The 18,237-nt window shown below is 35.8% G+C and carries 16 protein-coding genes; 5 read left to right on the forward strand and 11 right to left on the reverse strand.

Annotated features, from left to right (window positions below; genetic code table 11):
- Window positions 1-9: 9 nt before the first annotated feature.
- The 4 genes from FLS47_RS02360 to FLS47_RS02375 form a co-directional block, all read right to left on the reverse strand.
- Entirely contained in the window at window positions 10-816 is an 807-nt protein-coding gene (locus tag FLS47_RS02360; RefSeq protein ID WP_149912794.1) for a M48 family metallopeptidase, read from the reverse strand.
- Between the two features lie 73 nt (window positions 817-889).
- Window positions 890-1,537: a glycerol-3-phosphate 1-O-acyltransferase PlsY gene (gene plsY / locus FLS47_RS02365; protein ID WP_149912795.1), complete on the reverse strand. Its 648-nt coding sequence runs from the start codon at window positions 1,535-1,537 to the stop codon at window positions 890-892.
- 28 nt (window positions 1,538-1,565) lie between these two features.
- Window positions 1,566-2,423: a carboxylating nicotinate-nucleotide diphosphorylase gene (gene nadC / locus FLS47_RS02370; protein WP_149912796.1), complete on the reverse strand. Its 858-nt coding sequence runs from the start codon at window positions 2,421-2,423 to the stop codon at window positions 1,566-1,568.
- A gap of 71 nt (window positions 2,424-2,494) precedes the next feature.
- A complete protein-coding gene (locus FLS47_RS02375; RefSeq protein ID WP_188347336.1) occupies window positions 2,495-2,806 on the reverse strand; it encodes a DUF4783 domain-containing protein in 312 nt (103 codons plus the stop codon).
- A 147-nt stretch (window positions 2,807-2,953) separates the two neighbouring features.
- Here FLS47_RS02375 and gpmI point away from each other — a divergent pair, with 147 nt between their 5' ends.
- The gene (gpmI, locus tag FLS47_RS02380) at window positions 2,954-4,549 is read left to right on the forward strand and encodes a 2,3-bisphosphoglycerate-independent phosphoglycerate mutase (RefSeq protein ID WP_149912798.1); all 1,596 of its coding nucleotides are present in this window, start codon (window positions 2,954-2,956) and stop codon (window positions 4,547-4,549) included.
- Between the two features lie 12 nt (window positions 4,550-4,561).
- On the forward strand, window positions 4,562-5,104 hold the full coding sequence (locus FLS47_RS02385; protein ID WP_149912799.1) for a hypothetical protein: 543 nt from the start codon (window positions 4,562-4,564) through the stop codon (window positions 5,102-5,104).
- A 393-nt stretch (window positions 5,105-5,497) separates the two neighbouring features.
- Here the strand turns inward: FLS47_RS02385 and FLS47_RS02390 are convergent, their stop codons facing one another.
- The 6 genes from FLS47_RS02390 to FLS47_RS02415 all read right to left on the reverse strand — a co-directional run bounded on the left by FLS47_RS02390 (window position 5,498) and on the right by FLS47_RS02415 (window position 13,482).
- Window positions 5,498-6,259, reverse strand: coding sequence for a TIGR03915 family putative DNA repair protein (locus FLS47_RS02390; protein WP_149912800.1), 762 nt, complete (start codon window positions 6,257-6,259; stop codon window positions 5,498-5,500).
- Window positions 6,259-7,515, reverse strand: coding sequence for a putative DNA modification/repair radical SAM protein (locus FLS47_RS02395; protein WP_149912801.1), 1,257 nt, complete (start codon window positions 7,513-7,515; stop codon window positions 6,259-6,261). Before FLS47_RS02395 ends, FLS47_RS02390 begins: the two co-directional genes overlap by 1 nt.
- Before the next feature lie 152 nt (window positions 7,516-7,667).
- Window positions 7,668-8,315, reverse strand: coding sequence for a ligase-associated DNA damage response endonuclease PdeM (gene pdeM / locus FLS47_RS02400; protein WP_149912802.1), 648 nt, complete (start codon window positions 8,313-8,315; stop codon window positions 7,668-7,670).
- Window positions 8,312-10,771: a ligase-associated DNA damage response DEXH box helicase gene (locus FLS47_RS02405; protein WP_149912803.1), complete on the reverse strand. Its 2,460-nt coding sequence runs from the start codon at window positions 10,769-10,771 to the stop codon at window positions 8,312-8,314. The genes pdeM and FLS47_RS02405 overlap by 4 nt, the downstream gene beginning before the upstream one ends.
- A 114-nt stretch (window positions 10,772-10,885) precedes the next feature.
- Window positions 10,886-12,466: an ATP-dependent DNA ligase gene (locus FLS47_RS02410; protein ID WP_149912804.1), complete on the reverse strand. Its 1,581-nt coding sequence runs from the start codon at window positions 12,464-12,466 to the stop codon at window positions 10,886-10,888.
- Window positions 12,463-13,482, reverse strand: a complete 1,020-nt coding sequence (locus FLS47_RS02415; protein WP_149912805.1) for a ligase-associated DNA damage response exonuclease — start codon at window positions 13,480-13,482, stop codon at window positions 12,463-12,465. Before FLS47_RS02415 ends, FLS47_RS02410 begins: the two co-directional genes overlap by 4 nt.
- Window positions 13,483-13,581: 99 nt before the next feature.
- Here FLS47_RS02415 and FLS47_RS02420 point away from each other — a divergent pair, with 99 nt between their 5' ends.
- Entirely contained in the window at window positions 13,582-14,043 is a 462-nt protein-coding gene (locus FLS47_RS02420; RefSeq protein ID WP_149912806.1) for a hypothetical protein, read from the forward strand.
- 17 nt (window positions 14,044-14,060) lie between these two features.
- On the opposite strand, the gene FLS47_RS02425 is transcribed toward FLS47_RS02420, so the two are convergent.
- Window positions 14,061-15,647 (reverse strand): M60 family metallopeptidase, encoded by a 1,587-nt coding sequence (locus FLS47_RS02425; protein WP_149912807.1) that lies wholly within the window; start codon window positions 15,645-15,647, stop codon window positions 14,061-14,063.
- A gap of 329 nt (window positions 15,648-15,976) precedes the next feature.
- On the opposite strand from FLS47_RS02425, the gene hisG reads away from it, so the two are divergent.
- Window positions 15,977-16,828 carry an ATP phosphoribosyltransferase gene (gene hisG, locus FLS47_RS02430; protein WP_149912808.1) on the forward strand — a complete coding sequence of 284 codons (852 nt, stop codon included), beginning with the start codon at window positions 15,977-15,979 and terminating at the stop codon, window positions 16,826-16,828.
- On the forward strand, window positions 16,828-18,114 hold the full coding sequence (hisD, locus tag FLS47_RS02435) for a histidinol dehydrogenase (protein WP_149912809.1): 1,287 nt from the start codon (window positions 16,828-16,830) through the stop codon (window positions 18,112-18,114). Before hisG ends, hisD begins: the two co-directional genes overlap by 1 nt.
- The last annotated feature ends 123 nt before the right edge of the window (window positions 18,115-18,237 follow it).

Consider the following 18,237-nt stretch of genomic DNA (forward strand, 5'->3'; position numbering starts at 1 on the left):
TATATTTGCTTACTTTTTATAATATTTCATTGCCTCAGGCACTAATGCTTGTATTTGAGAAATACGTCTAGCATCACTAGGGTGTGTGCTCAACCATTCTGGTGGCGTATTCGCACCTGATTTTGCTGAAGCCATTCTTTCCCAAAATTTCACTGCTTCATTTGGATTATATCCCGCCATCGCCATAATAATCAATCCGGCTTTATCAGCTGCTAACTCATCATTTCTAGAAAATTTCAACATACCCAATGGTGCACCAATACCGTAAACTTGATTTAGAACAGCGACACCTTTATTATTTGACATTTGCGAAGCAGCACCTATTACTTGTGCACCTAATTGCAATGCCATTTGATTAGATACCTGCGCTACAGAATGCTCCTCTAAAGCGTGCGCGATCTCATGTCCCATTATAGTCGCCAACCCACCCTCTGTGCCTGAGATAGGAAGAATTCCTGTGAATACAGCAACTTTGCCACCTGGCATACACCACGCATTAACATCGCTATTTTGTATAAGATTAAATTCCCAATTAAAATTGAAATTATCGGCGATTCCTTTTTGTTGCAAATAGCGCTGCGTTGCTGCCGCAATATTATTACCAACGCGTTTGACAGCAGTAGCTTGTGCAGTACCAGTTACTACTTTCGTATTTTTATCATTTAAAAACTCTTTATAAGCCAATGTAGCTTGCTGATTAATAGTTTCGCTATCTACTAACTTTAAGTATTTTCTTCCAGTCACTGCGGATGTCGCGCATGCTACTAATGTTGCTCCCAACAACACAAATGATGCATATGTAAATATCTTTTTCATAATATTTTTAAATTTATAATAACTTCTAAATACATTATACAATAATGATTCCTAAAAGTTTAAGAAAGAAGAATTATTTTGAAGATTTTTTAAACAAGTATATTTTTGATTCTTTTCCTTTAAGAAGCCGCTCAATGTTTTTCTGATGGGTTATCAAAATCAAAACGCATATTGCTATAGCATATAACATTACCGAGGGAACAGTTGTCTTAATGACAAGTGCTAAACTAACGGGAAATGTAAAGCCAGAAAGTATAGAGCTCAATGATACATAATGACTAATAATCAAACACACCAAAAATACAGTAACACAGCACAAAGCTGCCAATGGCTGTATCGCAATCACCATCCCAAAGAGTGTGGCTACTCCTTTTCCACCTCTAAAGCCTGCAAAAACGGGAAATAAATGTCCTAGAACAGCAATAACACCTAATGCGAGTTGAAAGTTTACGAAGTGCGCGGAATCATGCGTACCGACGATTTCCGAATCTAATAAATAAGGTAAATTAGTAGCTGTCCAACCCTTGAAAATATCGACTAACATCACAATAATTCCAGCCTTTTTTCCTAAAACCCGAAATGTATTCGTTGCTCCGGCATTTCCACTACCATACTCCCGCACATCAACACCATAAAATGCTTGTCCAAACCAAACTGCTGTCGGTATGGAACCAAACAAATAGGCGAGTATTACAATACCAAATAAATATAATGAAATCATTAAAATATTTAAATCCTAAACAAAAATACTAAATAAGCTTAGCTTTTAAACTCAAATCCAAACTTTTCACTGAGTGTGTCAATGCCCCTACAGATATATAATTCACTCCTGAGAGTGCGTATGATCTAATTGTACTGAGGTCAATTCCTCCAGAGGCCTCTGTAATCAATTTACCCGCAACTACGCTTACTGCTTTTCTCACATCTTCTGGTGTAAAATTATCAAACATAACGCGATCCACACCAGTACAATGCAACAGTTCTTCTAATTCTTCAAAGTTACGAACCTCTACTTCAATAGGAATGTTTAATTTTTTTTCATTTTTATATTTTACTGCATTTTTTACAGCATTAGTAATGGATCCTGCATAGTCAACATGATTGTCTTTGATAAGAATCATATCATATAGTCCAAATCGATGGTTAACTCCCCCACCTAATACTACAGCGCGCTTCTCTAAAAAACGCAACAACGGTGTAGTCTTACGAGTATCAAGAACTTTCGTGTTAGTGCCTTCTAGCTGTTTTACATATTCAGCTGTACGCGAAGCAATACCAGACATACGCTGCATTACATTCAAAACTAACCTTTCCGCTTTAAGTATAGAATGAATTCTTCCCTTTACGTAAAGTACAATATCTCCATTTTTAACAATGCTTCCATCATTAACAAGAATCTCAACTTGAAGGTTTTCGTCAATATGACTAAAAATCTCAACCCCAACCTCTACCCCAGCAATGATACCATCATCTTTCACTAGTAGTTTTGCTTCGCCCATCTTATCCTCCGGTAATGAAGCGAGTGAGGTATGATCACCATCCTGTACATCTTCTAAAACAGCCTGATCCACAAACTTTTTCAAGAGATTTTTATATGCTATATCCATTCTATTTATTTATTATCAACAACTAATCTAAAACGAAGATGAGTAAAATATATGTTTGATAAAAATATAATCTATTCCACTCTGAATTCAGATATGTGATCTTTATTCTTCAAATTAACAATTTTCATAAATATACGCTGTCGTCCTTTCACAGTTCTAACTTCATATACCAAGCAGTTAATAGAAATGTTTTTCGGTTGAGGTAATCTTTTAATCTCAATAAGCTTATTGTTTTTAAAAAAATCTGAGACAATCAACTCAGCTTGATATTTATTTGCTATTTGTTCGTCTTTAAGAATTGATATTTTTATCGATGAAGTGAAAAGATTGCTCAGTCTCTTTGCATCAGAATTCATTAATGCGTCAAGAACAACTTTATCCATATCATTGTTGTCTGACAGATTAAATAGAGAAAATATTGAAATTATTGTAACAACAATTATGTTCATTTAATAGAAAATATGTGCGAATATATCAATTACGATAGATTGCATCCAATAATAATGCGAGAAAATAGCATATTTTCAAAAATGAATAATTTAATTTCAGAATTTAATAACTTAAGAGTAGTTTTTTTATATTTGTCTGTGGACAACTTAAATCAAAAGAAAGTAGCCTTAATCATCCTGGATGGATTAGGTTATGGCAAAAATGATAATTCAAATGCTGTTTTATCTGCAAAGATTCCTTATTTAAATTCTTTATTACAAAAATATCCAAATTCTAAACTTGAAGCGTCTGGAGAGGCTGTCGGACTCCCAGAAGGACAAATGGGTAATTCAGAAGTAGGTCACATGAATCTAGGGGCAGGTAGAGTTGTATATCAAGAATTAGGACGTATTAATAAAGCGGCAAAAGATGGTATTTTCGAAAGCCACCAAGTTATACAGGATGCCTTTGACTATGCAAAGCTTAATAACAAAAAAGTACATTTCATCGGATTATTGTCTGATGGCGGTGTACATGCACATATTACCCATCTCAAAGCATTGTGTGATGCTGCAAAATTAGCTGGTTTAACAAATGAACAAGTTTTTATTCACGCTTTTTTAGATGGTCGTGATACAGATCCAAATGGTGGTCTAGATTATGTTAAAGATTTAGAAAATCATTTGACCGTGTCTACTGGAACGATTGCTTCTGCTATTGGCCGTTATTATGCGATGGATAGAGATAATCGTTGGGAACGTGTAAAAGAAACTTATGATTTACTAACAAAAGGCGTAGGTCAACCTTCATCAAATTTGCAAGAATCGATTAAAGAATCCTATAAAAATGGTATAACGGATGAATTCATAAAACCCATTGTTATAGCTAATCATGATGGCTCACCTAAGGCGACGATTCAAGAAGGCGACGTTGTATTCTGCTACAACTTCAGAACTGACCGTGGTCGAGAAATTACTATTGCATTAACACAACAAGGATTTCCTGAATATAATATGAAGCCTTTGGATTTATATTATGTTACAATGACTTCTTATGATGATACCTTCAAAGGTGTCAAAGTTGTGTTCCAGAAGGACAATCTAACAAATACTTTGGGAGAAGCATTAGAAGCGCAAGGAAAGACGCAGGTTCGTATTGCAGAAACGGAAAAATACCCGCACGTAACATTTTTCTTTTCAGGTGGCCGTGAACAAGAGTTTCAAGGTGAAAGAAGATTATTGGTTCCATCACCAAAAGTTGCAACTTATGATTTGCAGCCGGAGATGAGTGCATTTGGTATCGCGGACTCTATTTGTCACGATATTATTAGTAACCAACCAGATTTTATTTGCTTGAACTTTGCAAATCCAGATATGGTAGGACATACAGGAGTATTCGAAGCCGTAGTGAAAGCTGTGGAGACAGTGGATATCTGTTTGAAAAAAGTTGTTGAGACAGGTTTAGAATTTGGATATTCTTTCATCATTTTGGCTGATCATGGTAATTCTGAATTCATGTTGAATGAAGATGGCTCACCAAATACTGCACATACGACCAATCTTGTTCCTTGTATTCTGATCGACAAAGATTATTCTAATATTTCAGATGGTAAACTGGGAGATATAGCTCCAACAGTACTTAGATTACTGAATTTGGATATTCCAATTGAAATGTCTGGTGACGTTTTGGTTAGTTAATAATATAGCGTATTGCACAGATTAAAATTTATATATCGAAGTGTTATTGCAGTTGTTTTTACATTAAATAGCTGCAATAACTCTATTATCCAAAAGGAAAACTCAACTTATTTCGATATTCCAAATTTCATCCAACAAGAAACTGAAAGACTTCAAACTTTAGACCCTTTAGTCACAAAAACGGTTTCAAACGAAAAATCTTCTGAAAGCAAACAGTTAAAAATTACGAATTGGAAAAAGGAACTTGCAAACTTTGCAAACATAGACGTAAACAAAACTGGTAATGATGAATTCGTTAAAAAAAGAAACGGTGACACATTAACATTCGAAACACCTAATAACTCCAAAAATAGGGTGAGTATACGAATTATTTTCGATAATAATATTCCTAAACAAATAAGTATAAATAAAGAAACTAAGAATTTACTTTTCGAAAATAAAGAGACATTTGTCTATACAGTAGGCAAAGAATATTCTATAGATAAAACTCAGCAGGTAAAGGGCATTGGACACAATCGCTATTACATTAAAGGCGTAATTCAAAATAATTTGTAAAAACAAATAAAATTTATACCTAAAAGTAACATGACCCGCCATCTCAACATTTTTCTTTAAAAATAAAAAACAAGCTCTAAGGATGGAAAGGATAATCACGTCACTCAAACTGTGTTTTTTATTGCGAGAGATACGATAATCGGGAATATTCTCAAAATAACGATGAAGGGAAGTTTTTTCAGTTTTCATGTCATAAAGATACTCCTTCAATAGAGGCTATCGAACCATTTCTTTTCAACAAGAAACCAACAAAATGTGAAGACAGCAACGAATTTTTATCGTTATTATGCGCTAGCTCTGAACCCTTATTCGATTTGAAGAATGCAATCAATTCAAACTAAACGCATATTTAACCTAAATTAGCGAAATGAAAAGTTCTATTGCTAATTTAGGTTAATTTTTCTCGGGAAGATATTTCCAATATCTTCTTGGAACATGTCTAAGATGTAATTTCATGTTTTTTCTAGCGACTATATTTGTACTTTTAAAATATTGTTGCCATAAATTTTTGTAGTATTCCTCCTGCTCATCCAGGGAGACTACAGTCGAAGTATGTACCATATCTTTAACTTCCGCAGCGTTTAATTCAACCTCAGTTATATTAATTTTATCCCAATAGATGCCATAATTTCTTTTCAAATCATAAATAATCCAGGGCTGGTCAGTATATCTATTTTTAAAAAACGAAATTATCAAAGGCAACACATTAAAATCTGGTTCAAAAACTGCGAAATACAATCCATCTGAAGATTGCTGAAAACGAACAAAAGCTTTCATGCGATGACGTTCACGACTAATCTTTCTAAGCGCATCAGAAAACTTCATGACCGCATCATTACCAAAATTGGAGAGAATGTCTTTATTCCCTTTAAAAATTTGCACACACAAATAAAATGCAGCTTGCCAAACTTCTGGACTTTCGAAAAGGAATGAACGAAAAAAATCGAGCGCAATATTCTTACCTACACGATCTTGTAATCCTTTCAAAACGCGACTGGCTTTTTCTGAATCAGTATGAATGTAAATATCTTCCGCAAAAATATCAGGAAGATACAACTCTTTCGTAATTGGCTTCACCGAAAAATCCTTGCGTTCGAAAGCTTCGAAAATACAACATACCCAACCATAGTATGTACCATCGAAAATATAATACATTAAGCAAAAAGATTCAGTTGAGGGCTTACCAATTGTTTTGTTTTAGATGCACTTTTATTCACTATTTGCGCACGAACTTGATCCATAGAAGCAAATCCTAATTGAAACGGTGAATCCGCACAAACCATAAAATGTCGAGCTCTATTGAAAGCTATGCCCATTTTTTTTATTTGATATTCATGTAGCCTTCCAAATTTTCTAGCTTTAATTATTTTCAGTGCCGACTGTCGTCCAATACCTGGAATACGAATAATCATATTGTAATCAGCAGTATTGATATCAACAGGAAAAAGATGCGGATTGCGCAATGCCCAACTCAATTTTGGATCAATTTCCAAATCCAATTCTTGAAATGAAGGATTTAATATTTCATTCAGTTCAAACCCATAAAATCGTAACAACCAATCAGTCTGATACAACCTATTCTCTCGTATCAATGGAGGTTTAGTTCCTATTTGTGGTAATAATGAATTATCATTTTGAATAGGGATATAGCCGCTGTAATATACCCGCTTCAAATTGTAGTCTTTATAGAATTTATCCGCTACGGACATGATTTCAAAATCATTTTCTGGAGTAGCTCCAATTACCATTTGAGTGCTTTGACCCGCAGGAACAAAAGTAGGTTTATGTTTTATTAGCTTAGATTCTTGTTTATAAGATTGAATTTCTTGATTAATAAAATTCAATGGTTTCTTCACCGATTGGTGATCTTTTTCAGGTGCCATTAACTTCAGTCCCAATTCAGTCGGCATCTCGAGATTGATGCTCATACGATCCACATACATACCTGCCTCACGAATCATTTCGTCACTCGCACCTGGAATTGTTTTCAAATGAATATAACCGTTATACCTTTCTTCAAGTCGAAGTTTTTTGACAATTTTCAACAATCGCTCCATGGTGTAATCAGCGTCCTTAAAAATACCAGAACTCAAAAAAAGTCCTTCGATGTAATTTCTTCGGTAAAAATTCATTGTCAATTTTACGACTTCTTCCACCGTGAACGCAGCGCGTTGTACATCGTTACTTTTGCGGCTCACACAAAATGCACAATCGTAAATGCAATGATTAGTCAAAAGAATTTTCAATAATGAAACACAGCGACCATCTTCCGTATACGAATGACAAATCCCCGAAGGTGAAGCATCCCCTATTCCACCTATATTTTTTCGCTTACTACCACTTGAACTACAACTCACATCGTATTTCGCGGCATCAGCTAAAATTTTAAGTTTTTCTTCTAAACGATCCATTTCTTAGTGTGATTGAAACACAAAAATACTAATATATTTAGCATTCTGAAAATAATAGAATTATTAAAACTAAGAAATTAACGCTACTGTGATGGAAGAAATTACAGCTTAATATTAAGAAAAAAGATATAAAAAGAAAGTTAGTGTGAAATTTATTTCACTACCATTATTCCAGTATCCAAAACCGCATAGTTAACCGCTTTGTCCAGCACTTGCTTGGTATCTAAACCTGTAAATTGACTGAAAGCTGGTAAAATAATCATTTGTTCGGAAACAACAAATGAAGGCAATCGTAAGTGTTTGTTTGTAGGAAGTTTCACTGTTACTCCAGGATGATTATGTCCTGAAATCTGAAATTCAGCACAATTCTCGGGCTCATGCACAAACGTAATGCCTTCTACATTTAAGGTATTGCAAACCGATTTAAAACCCAAATCTAATATTTTGCGATCCGCAATTCGGTCATGATTTCCTTTGATAAGAATGAATTCAATAGCCTGAAATTTTTGTAAAAAATTTTTAAAATCTAGAACCTCTCCATTGGCATTGGCATGAATTAAATCTCCTACAACTATTACTTTTTGAACATCGTAATAATGCAATAAAATTTCCAAAAGGTCTAAATCTTTTTGGTGTATTTGCGCGGGAATGGGAATGCCATTGCGACGGAAATGCGCTGCTTTACCCAAATGCAAATCAGATAATATTAACGTTCTCTGTGCTTGCCAGTATATTGCTTTTTTGTTAGTAAGTATTAATTTATGTGTTGCCCAGGTGATTTCCTGTTCATGTATGATCATCTTCTCTTTCTATTTAATCTATTGCTCTGCTCCTGCATACGTTGAATCCGTGCGCCAAGATCTTCACTTGATAACGATTGACGCAAACTGTCAACCTTGATAGGAAAACTAAGTGGCGTGAAACTTTCTGCAAATTTATAAATGATTTTTGAAGAATTAATACGCTCAAAGGCTTGGATAAGACGAGGTTCCTCCAATTGCTGATTAAAAACCTCCGTATAAGCCTGTCTAAGCAACAAATTGTTAGGTTCATGTTCTTCCAATACTTGAAAAATAATTCCTGAAGAAGCTTGTAGAGATTTATTATTTTGTTGTTTTCCATAGCGATTTTGAATCACATAGCCTGCAATTACAGCAATATCTCGAAACTTCCGTTTAGCCATTTCTGCCGCATTAATACTAGCCGTCACATCCTTCATCAAGTCTTCTTTGCGCAAAATATGCCTCAACTGTTCTTCACTCAACTCAATATCCGTATCTGAAAACAGCTCAAAACCATAATCATTCATGGCCATCGAAAAACTTATCGGATACAATTCACTGATGCGATACGCCATCAAACTGGACATTACCTCATGCACCAATCGCCCTTCAAAAGGGTACATAAACAGATGATATCCATCACGTGTCTTTATCTTCTCTACCAAAAATTCATTTTCCGAAGGAATATGCGATTTGTCGACTTGATTAGCGACGAGCGGATGAAGAAATTTCAATTCCTTTTCGCGCGATGTAGGATTTTTGGAGTCTGCTAACTTTTTCCGAAGCAATCCTCCTAGATTTGAACTCAAAGGCAATCGTCCACCTAACCAACTTGGTGTTATAGCCTTTCCCTGTGAAGCACGCACATAAGCCGTCATTTCTTTGATACGAATTAGCTCTAATACTCGACCTGCCAGAATAAACTTATCACCCTGCTTGAGCTTAGTAATAAAATATTCTTCCACCATCCCGATATAACCGCCACCTAAAAATTTAACCTTTACCATCGCGTCAGAGACAATCACACCTAGATTCATACGATGCAACATGGCAATTCTCCTCTTCTCTACAACATAAACACCTTCTTCATTTTTTACCACTTTGTGAAATTCTTCGTAATTCTTACCAATCTTTCCACCTACGGTGATAAAAGAAATGCACCAATCCCATTCTTCTTCTGTAATCCATTGAAAAGAATACGCAGATTTAATTACATCAAATAATTCTTCTTTGCGAAATCCACCACCCAAAGCTATGGTTACTAGAAATTGCACCAATACATCATAACATAAAACCAGTGGTTCGCGATCCTCAATCAAATTCATTTTCACCGCTTCTTTGAGTGCTGCGACTTCAATCAGTTCTAGGGAATGTGTTGGCACAAAATATATTTTGGAAACCTCAAATGGCGAGTGACCGCTTCTACCCGCACGCTGCATAAATCGCGCAACACCTTTACTTGAACCCACTTGTATAACTGTATCTACAGGCTTAAAATCCACACCCAAATCCAACGATGACGTTGAAACGACAGCCTTTAACTTTCCCTCACTCAAGGCTTCTTCTATCCACGTACGTATATGAATGTCGATAGAACCGTGATGCAGCGCCAATTGACCTGCAAAATCAGGGTATGCATCTAGTAAAATTTGATACCAATATTCACTTTGACTTCGCGTATTGGTAAAAACAATAGTGGACTTGCTATTTAAAATAATCGGAACTACCTCATCCACAAGCTTACCACCCAAATGTCCAGCCCATGGTAAAATTTCTACTTCTGGTGGAAAAACCGAAACTATATCGATTAGCTTTTTCTCTTTGGCGACAATCTTAATTTTCTTTACTGAATAAGGAATCAACACTTCCATTGCTTCATCCAAATTTCCAATAGTAGCGGTAATACCCCAAACCAATAAATTCGGTTTGTACTGTTTTAAGTAAGCAATAGCCAATTCGACCATTACTCCACGTTTGCTACTCAATAACTCGTGCCACTCATCAATAACAACAGCTTTGAGGTTAGCAAAGAATTTATCCCTGCCTTTCTGCGCTAAGAGCAAATGCCAACTTTCGGGTGTTAACAATAACACATCAGGCATTTGTTTACTCTGCCGTTGTTTTATCTTGACATCGGTATCGCCATTTCGAACCTCAACAACCCAATCCAAACCGATTTGGTCAATCGCTTCTTGCATAGCCCGCGCCAAATCCTTTGCCAAAGACCGAAGTGGAGTAATCCAAATAGCTTTAAGACCTTTCTTAAACGTTTCAGGTCGATTCATGTAATCGATTAAAATACCAAGAAATACGGAATACGTCTTACCAAAACCCGTTGGAGCCACGACCATCCCGCTATATCCATTGTATATCTTTTCCCAGGTTTGACTCTGAAAAGTAAATGGGGTTCGACCATGATCTTGCAACCATGATGTCACAATTTCGTAACCTGATGTTTGTTCGAATTTACTCACCCTATTTTATGAATTTAACAGTCATACTGAACTTAAGATATGTGTTTCAACCTTAGAAGAAAAGTCAGCTCTACAATATTCAACATGACTTGTATATTTAATCCAAATGAAAATTTAATTTATTAATTTTTTAACATTCTCTAAATCATCGATTTCTGCTACGGTTTTATCCTTACGCCATCGTAAAATACGAGGAAAACGTAATGCAACACCAGCTTTATGTCTTGAACTCCAACCGATTCCTTCAAATGCAATTTCAAAAACTAATTCTGGTTTTACCGTCCGTACAGGACCAAATTTTTCTACAGCATTTTTGTTAACAAAACGACTCACTTCCTGTATTTCTTTATCTGTTAGTCCTGAATATGCCTTAGCAATAGTGACTAAATTTTCACCATTACGTACTGCAAAAGTATAATCTGTATATTGGCTACTTCTTCGTCCACTTCCCTTTTGCGCATAAATCAATACCACATCAATCGTCAAAGGATCAATTTTCCATTTCCACCAGTCTCCTTTCTTGCGCCCCACATGATACATCGAATTCTTATGCTTTAGCATCAACCCTTCGCTGTTTATATCACGCGCTTGTTCACGTATTTCCCGCAATTTCTCTAAATCGTTCGCAGTAATTAAGGTTGATATTTTAATATGTTGCAGTGTATTTTTATTAACTAACTGTTCCAAAATTTTTCTACGCTCCTGCATAGGCTCGTTTCGTAAATCCTGATGGTTAAATTCCAAAATATCGTACAAAAACATGCCGATTGGCACTTCCTCTAAAATCTTTTTTGAAAGCACTTTGCGATTCAATCTTTTTTGTAAAGCTGTGAAATTTAGTATATCGCCATTAGCGATAGCTAAAATTTCCCCATCCACTACAAAATCACCCTCCCAAGTTTTAATCTCCTCAACTATTTCTGGAAATTGTCCCGTAACCAACTCCTCCCCACGGGACCAAATGAAAATTTCATCGTTACGCTTGATAACTTGTCCTCTAATTCCGTCCCATTTGTATTCAATTTGCCAATCTGCCAAATTTTCTAACGTCAATTCCACATCTTCAATCGGATACGCCAAACAAAATGGATAAGGTTTAGATAAATTACTGTCAATGTATTCCCCATGAATGAGTTGCTCAAAATTAGAATTTTCAACGGTCCAATCGCCCATAATACTGTGCGATACCGCACTAGCTTCTAAGTTGTAATACGATGAAATGGCATTAATCAGGCCTTTGGTCGAAATACCCAACCGAAAACTTCCACCCAGAAGTTTATTGAAAATAAAACGTTCCTGATGCGGCAAATTATTCCATACATGTATGATAAACTCCTTTTTTTCTTTTTCGGAATAAGAGGATAATAAATTTATTTTATCCATCCATTCCGCTAATGAAAAATCCAAATAACCTTGCGGTTCGGGTAATAATAGTGAAATCGTTTCACCCAAATCACCTACAGAAGAATACGACTCTAAAAAAAGCCATTCAGGTATTTGCGTAATTTCCTTTGCCCATTCCCGCAATAAAGTAGTTGAAACTCCTCGATTTGGTCGCCGTCCACTAAATAAAGCCAAAAACCACAATTTATCTTTATCATCCGCCTCTTTGAAAAAATGATGAACCGCTTCCATCTTTTGGGTAGTCTTGTTTGTACTATCCAAAGCATGAACTAGTGTGGCGAAAGCTCTCATACTTCCCCTCCCTCTTTATTAGAAACGGCCTCATCTTCCTCTTCGCCAAATTCTGTTTTCACTTCTTCCGACTCAATTCCGATTTCATTTAAATATTTTGAAAACACTGCAGTTTGCCCGTGCGTGACATAAACTTTTTCCGCTTCCGTCATTTTCATTGCTGTCAATAAATCATTCCAATCGGCATGATCACTAATAGCAAAACCAGCGTCAGCACTTCGCCACCTTCGTGCGCCGCGCACAGTCATCCAACCTGAACAAATCGCGTAAGCCATATTCGGAATTTTGCGAATTACATTCGAATCAACTAATGATGGAGGCACAATTACAACACCTCGATTAACGTGTTTTACGTCTTCTCTGAAATCTAAAACCTCATATTCTGGCAATTGAATTCCGACACTTTTGTATGCTTCGTTGAGTTTATGAATAGAGTAATGTACATATATTGGAGCCGCACCTTCCACAGCTTTCATAATGCGCTGTGCTTTCCCTAAAGAATACCCAACAAATACTGAGGTTTTTTGATAAGATTGGTTTTGAACAACCCAATCTGCCATTTCAGTATTTTGCTTCTCTACAGATTTCCACTGATAAATTGGCAATCCGAATGTACTTTCACTCACATATTCGTGGCATTTGACAGGCTCAAAAGGGGTCGAAAGACCATCATCTTGCAATTTGTAATCACCCGAAATCACAGCGATTTTACCTTTGTACTCCATACGAATTTGTGCAGAACCAATAATATGTCCCGCGGGATGAAAAGAAACTTTTACATCATTTATCATAATGGATTCATTATAACCTATGCCCTGAACTTGGATGTCTGGACTAATCCGACTTTGGAGAATAGGAACTGTAAAATGATGACACAAATACTTTTTCATTCCCCATCGCGCATGATCGGCATGACCATGCGTAATTAAAGCTAAATCTACAGGTCGCCAGGGGTCAATATAAAATTTACCAGGCACACAGTATATTCCCTCAGGACGAAATTGAATCAAGCGCATACTGTACTAAACCTAAAAATCTTTCAAAAGTTTTAGGATCGCTGACAACATATCAAACAAAAGTATTAATTTAAAATAAAATTATAATTAATATAAATTATGAAAGTTGCATCGAATCCACTAGCCAATTTGAAATATGTACCCAAAATATGGAGCACACTTATCTATTTTGCTTTTTTGCTCTTTGCAATGCTTATTTTCTTATACAAAAAAGAAGAATCTTTGCGTTTTGACTTTTTGCAAAATGTATTCCCTAATTATACAAGTCACATATCTAATTTTTCAATATCACTTATTCTTGTACTGTTGGCTGGTTTCATTGGCGGAATACAAAATAAATCTATCAAAGGTGCTTACATTGTAGCAGGTCTTCTTATAATAGCAAATCTTGTTTATGAATTATTTTTACCATTCATCAATACTATGGATATAATTGATGCCTATTATGGGATAGTTGGATCGCTAGTACCTTTTCTTTTTTTGATACCTTATCAGCTATTTGGAATAATAAAAAATCCGAATTATATCGAAAACAATAATACAGAAACCCCAGTCATTTAAGAACTGGGGTTTCTGTTTTAGTCTCTCAAGGTAGTAATATCTATTTTTGGTTTTATAAGATTTAATGCCTTAATATCAGCAAGACATTTATCGACCATTTCTTGTGTCATTTTGTACGTGTATTTCCCATAGTCATCATACTCCAATGTACCTACATAGAAAAACCCGTATTTTGAAAAGAAGTCTGTTAAATCTACTTTCGCAACTTCGCAAGCTGTTTTGACAAAATTCAACTGATGAACAGCTGGGTTTCTTTCGCCTCTGCGTCTATCTGAAGCCCAATCTCCAGTTCTTGACGTGCCTCTATCCGCTTCTTGTTTTCTGAAAGCTTCAAATAAGTCCGGGTAAAAATCAGCATTTTGTCCTACGCCTTCAAAGTATAATTGTAATTGCCAAAAAATCACCAAGCGATTAAATACATCCTCATCTGCGAGGTAAGAAATTCCTTTTTCAATGATGTCCTTACGTGCTTTATCGTAATTATTTTGTTCTGAAATACGTGTTTTATTTCCAAAAGAACGTGTAACATACAGAGAGAATAAATTGTTACTCACTTCACCTAATCCTCCCCAATTGAACATTGGACGTGTCTGATGAACATGCCCTACTTCGTGACTGAAACCCCAACATGGATCGCCCTTGATAACCACATCTGGATTCACAACCATGCGCATCGCATAACCAACCTTATCCCCCATATACGCTACACCATCACCGTCTCTAAACATGTAATAATTATAGTTTACGCGAGACAAAATTCTATTCTTAGGAACTTTATTGTATTTAATCAAGCCCATCAAACGATGTTGTCTGTATACCAATGAATCGTAATTAGAAATCAATTCTACACCTCTTCCATACGCATATTTTTTTAATGATTCCACAGGATATGCCGTTTGAATGTGTTTTCCTTTTGCATCCAAAATAGGATAAACTGCATTATCGATGAAAGCATTCCAATCCGCATCTTTATGTTTTTCGATATCGAAATAGCCATTTTCTTTTCCTGTAATAAAGTGAACGGAGATAGGATTTTCCTTTTCAGGTGTTTCTGAAAAATAAACTATATAAGCTAAGCTACCGTATTTATCCAAATTGATGATATTTACGCCGTTTTTTAATATAAACTCTTGCTTGTGCAGTCCCCAACCATTCGGATCTTCAGTAGGCTTTTCGGGGTTAGGTGCTTTACGCAACCAATTTGGAATAAACAATTTCACCTCTTTACCCTCTGCAATACCATCGACTAAAACAACATGCTCACCCTTTTCTAGATAAACTCCTGTTACATTTTCGTATTTACTATATCCATCACCAATACTCAAATCACGACCTAATGTTCTGGGGTTTAAAATAGCTGGATAAGTAGCATACTTATACGTAGGTTTATATTTTTTAGACAAGATTGCTGTTGCTACTTCCTTTATTCCAGGATTTGAAATACTTTCGATAGCCTTCTTGTTTGCATTTTTCTTTAGCTTAAGACCTAACCCATCTTCAAATACCGCTAAATCCGCATTAACTTTTGTAATATCAGATTTAGTTTGTGCGCAAACATTCCCCAAAAAAGCAATTACAAAAGATAGAATCAAATATTTTTTCATGTTTATAATTATATAATTTGAATCTAAAATACTGTTCCAAAAATTAAGTTTTAAGTAACGAAATTGGCACAAATTCAAAATCCCATTTTAATCAATTACTCAACCGTTTGATTAATTTTCAATAAAAATGAAAAAGGTTTGCAAAAACTATAATATTCGGTTAAATTTGCCGCAGTATTATTTGATAAATGACAAAATTCTTCACATACTATATGCTTACACATCATCGCCATTGTGGCGATATGTAATGTTATATGTTTCTACGTGAAGCATCTTTTTCCCAATAGTCAGTATTATTAATAATATTTAAGCACCAAAAGCAATCAGTTTTGAAAAATCTAAAAATAGCTATCCAGAAATCGGGTAGATTAAATGAAAAATCAGTACAGTTATTAAAAAACTGTGGTCTAGACTTCGAAAATTACAAAAGCTCCCTTATAACAACCGCTTCGAACTTCAACCTTGAAATTTTATTTTTAAGAGATGACGATATTCCAGGATACGTTGATCAAGGAATTGCAGATTTGGGTATTGTTGGAGAGAATGTTATAGACGAGACGCAAGCGGATGTCGAATATTTGCAACGTTTGGGTTTTGGTAAATGTACATTGAAATTAGCCATTGCCAAAGATTCTACGATTAAAGAGCTAAGTGACTTAAATGGTAAATCTATCGCGACTTCATATCCTGTGATTTTGAAGTCTTTCTTGGATGAATACAAAATTGAGGCTGATATTCAAACAATTTCGGGGTCAGTGGAAATTGCGCCAGGATTAGGATTGAGTGATGCGATTTGCGATATCGTATCTACTGGTGGTACTTTGAAAAGCAACGGTTTAAAACCTTTTGCTGATGTACGTAAATCAGAAGCCATCCTTATTGGTCGCAAAGGTTTAGAAGATAATGAAATTTTAGCCGAACTTCTACAGCGTATTCAATCCGTATTACGTGCTAAAGAAACGAAATATGTCGTGTTGAATGTAGAAAAGGCAAATTTACCGAAGATCACAGAATTACTGCACGGTGTAAAAAGTCCTACCGTAATGCCTCTAGCAGAAGAGGGTTGGGTGGCAGTTCACACTGTAATCTCTGAAGATGATTTTTGGGGTAAAATCAATGTTTTAAAATCAGCTGGCGCACAAGGTATTGTCGTAATGCCTATCGAAAAGATTATTTTATAATGTTAAAAACTTATACATACGCAGATCTTTCTACAGCAGAAATAGACAAATTGGTATTACGTAATTCGGACCCCAATCAATCTTTTCAATCTACTGTAAATGATATTATTGAAGAAGTACGTCAACACGGCGATTCGGCTTTGGTAAATTATGCGGCTAAATTTGACCAAGTGCAACTGGATAAATTGTATTTGGATAAAACAGAAATTGAAGAACTAGCTTCAACCATAAGCCGTGATCAACAACGTGCTTTAGAAATTGCTTTTCAAAATATACACAAATTTCACAGCACGCAACTGAAGCGTGAGCGTGTTGTCGAAACAATGCCTGGTGTAAAATGTTGGCGTGAAGTACGTCCTATTGAGAAAGTAGGATTGTACATTCCTGGCGGCTCAGCAGTATTACCTTCTACCCTTTTGATGTTGGGTGTTCCAGCTCGTATCGCTGGTTGCAAAGAAATCGTGGTTTGTTCACCTCCACAAAAAAACGGTAAGATCAATGGTTTCGTTGCCTACTGTTTGTTGTTGTTGAAGATTGAACGAATCTATTTGGTTGGTGGTGCGCAAGCTGTAGCAGCGATGGCTTTTGGAACTTCAAGTATTCCTAAAGTTGATAAAATATTTGGACCAGGAAATCAATTTGTTACCAAAGCAAAGAGCACTATTCAAAGCCTGACCAATGTGAGTATCGATATGCCTGCTGGTCCTTCGGAAGTATTGGTGATTGCTGATAAAACAGCCAATCCTGCATACGTAGCTGCCGATTTGTTGGCACAAGCGGAACACGGTGAAGATAGTCAAGCAGTATTGGTCACAACAGAAGCTGATTTTGTGAACCAAGTTAATGCTGAACTAGAAACGCAATTAACTGTTTTGCCTCGTCAAGAAATTGCACGTAAAGCAATAGACAATTCATATGCTGTAGTTACTCAGGATTTGAAAGAAGCTATGCTGTTTTCGAATATTTACGCTCCAGAACATTTAATCATTGAGTCTGATCACTGGCAGACAATAACTTCATTGATATTGAACGCAGGATCCGTATTCCTAGGACATCTGACTCCAGAAAGTGCAGGTGATTATGCGTCAGGAACAAACCACACTTTACCAACTTCAGGCTACGCGCGTTCGTATTCTGGCGTATCGGTAGATTCGTTTGTGAAAAAAATCACTTTCCAATCGATTAACGAAGAAGGATTGCAACACATTGGTTCTACTGTTGAAATTTTAGCGGAGCTTGAAGGTCTCCACGCACACAAAAACGCAGTATCGATTAGAAAAAAATAATTTTCTATTTTACACAATATCGGGAATGCACCTGCGTTATTATATTAGAAACACAAAATGAAAATTTGCTAAAAGTTAGCGGATTTCACAGAATTATAAAGGGATTAAAACTATGTTTTAATC

The organism is Sphingobacterium cavernae (assembly GCF_008520265.1).
GTDB lineage: Bacteria > Bacteroidota > Bacteroidia > Sphingobacteriales > Sphingobacteriaceae > Sphingobacterium > Sphingobacterium cavernae.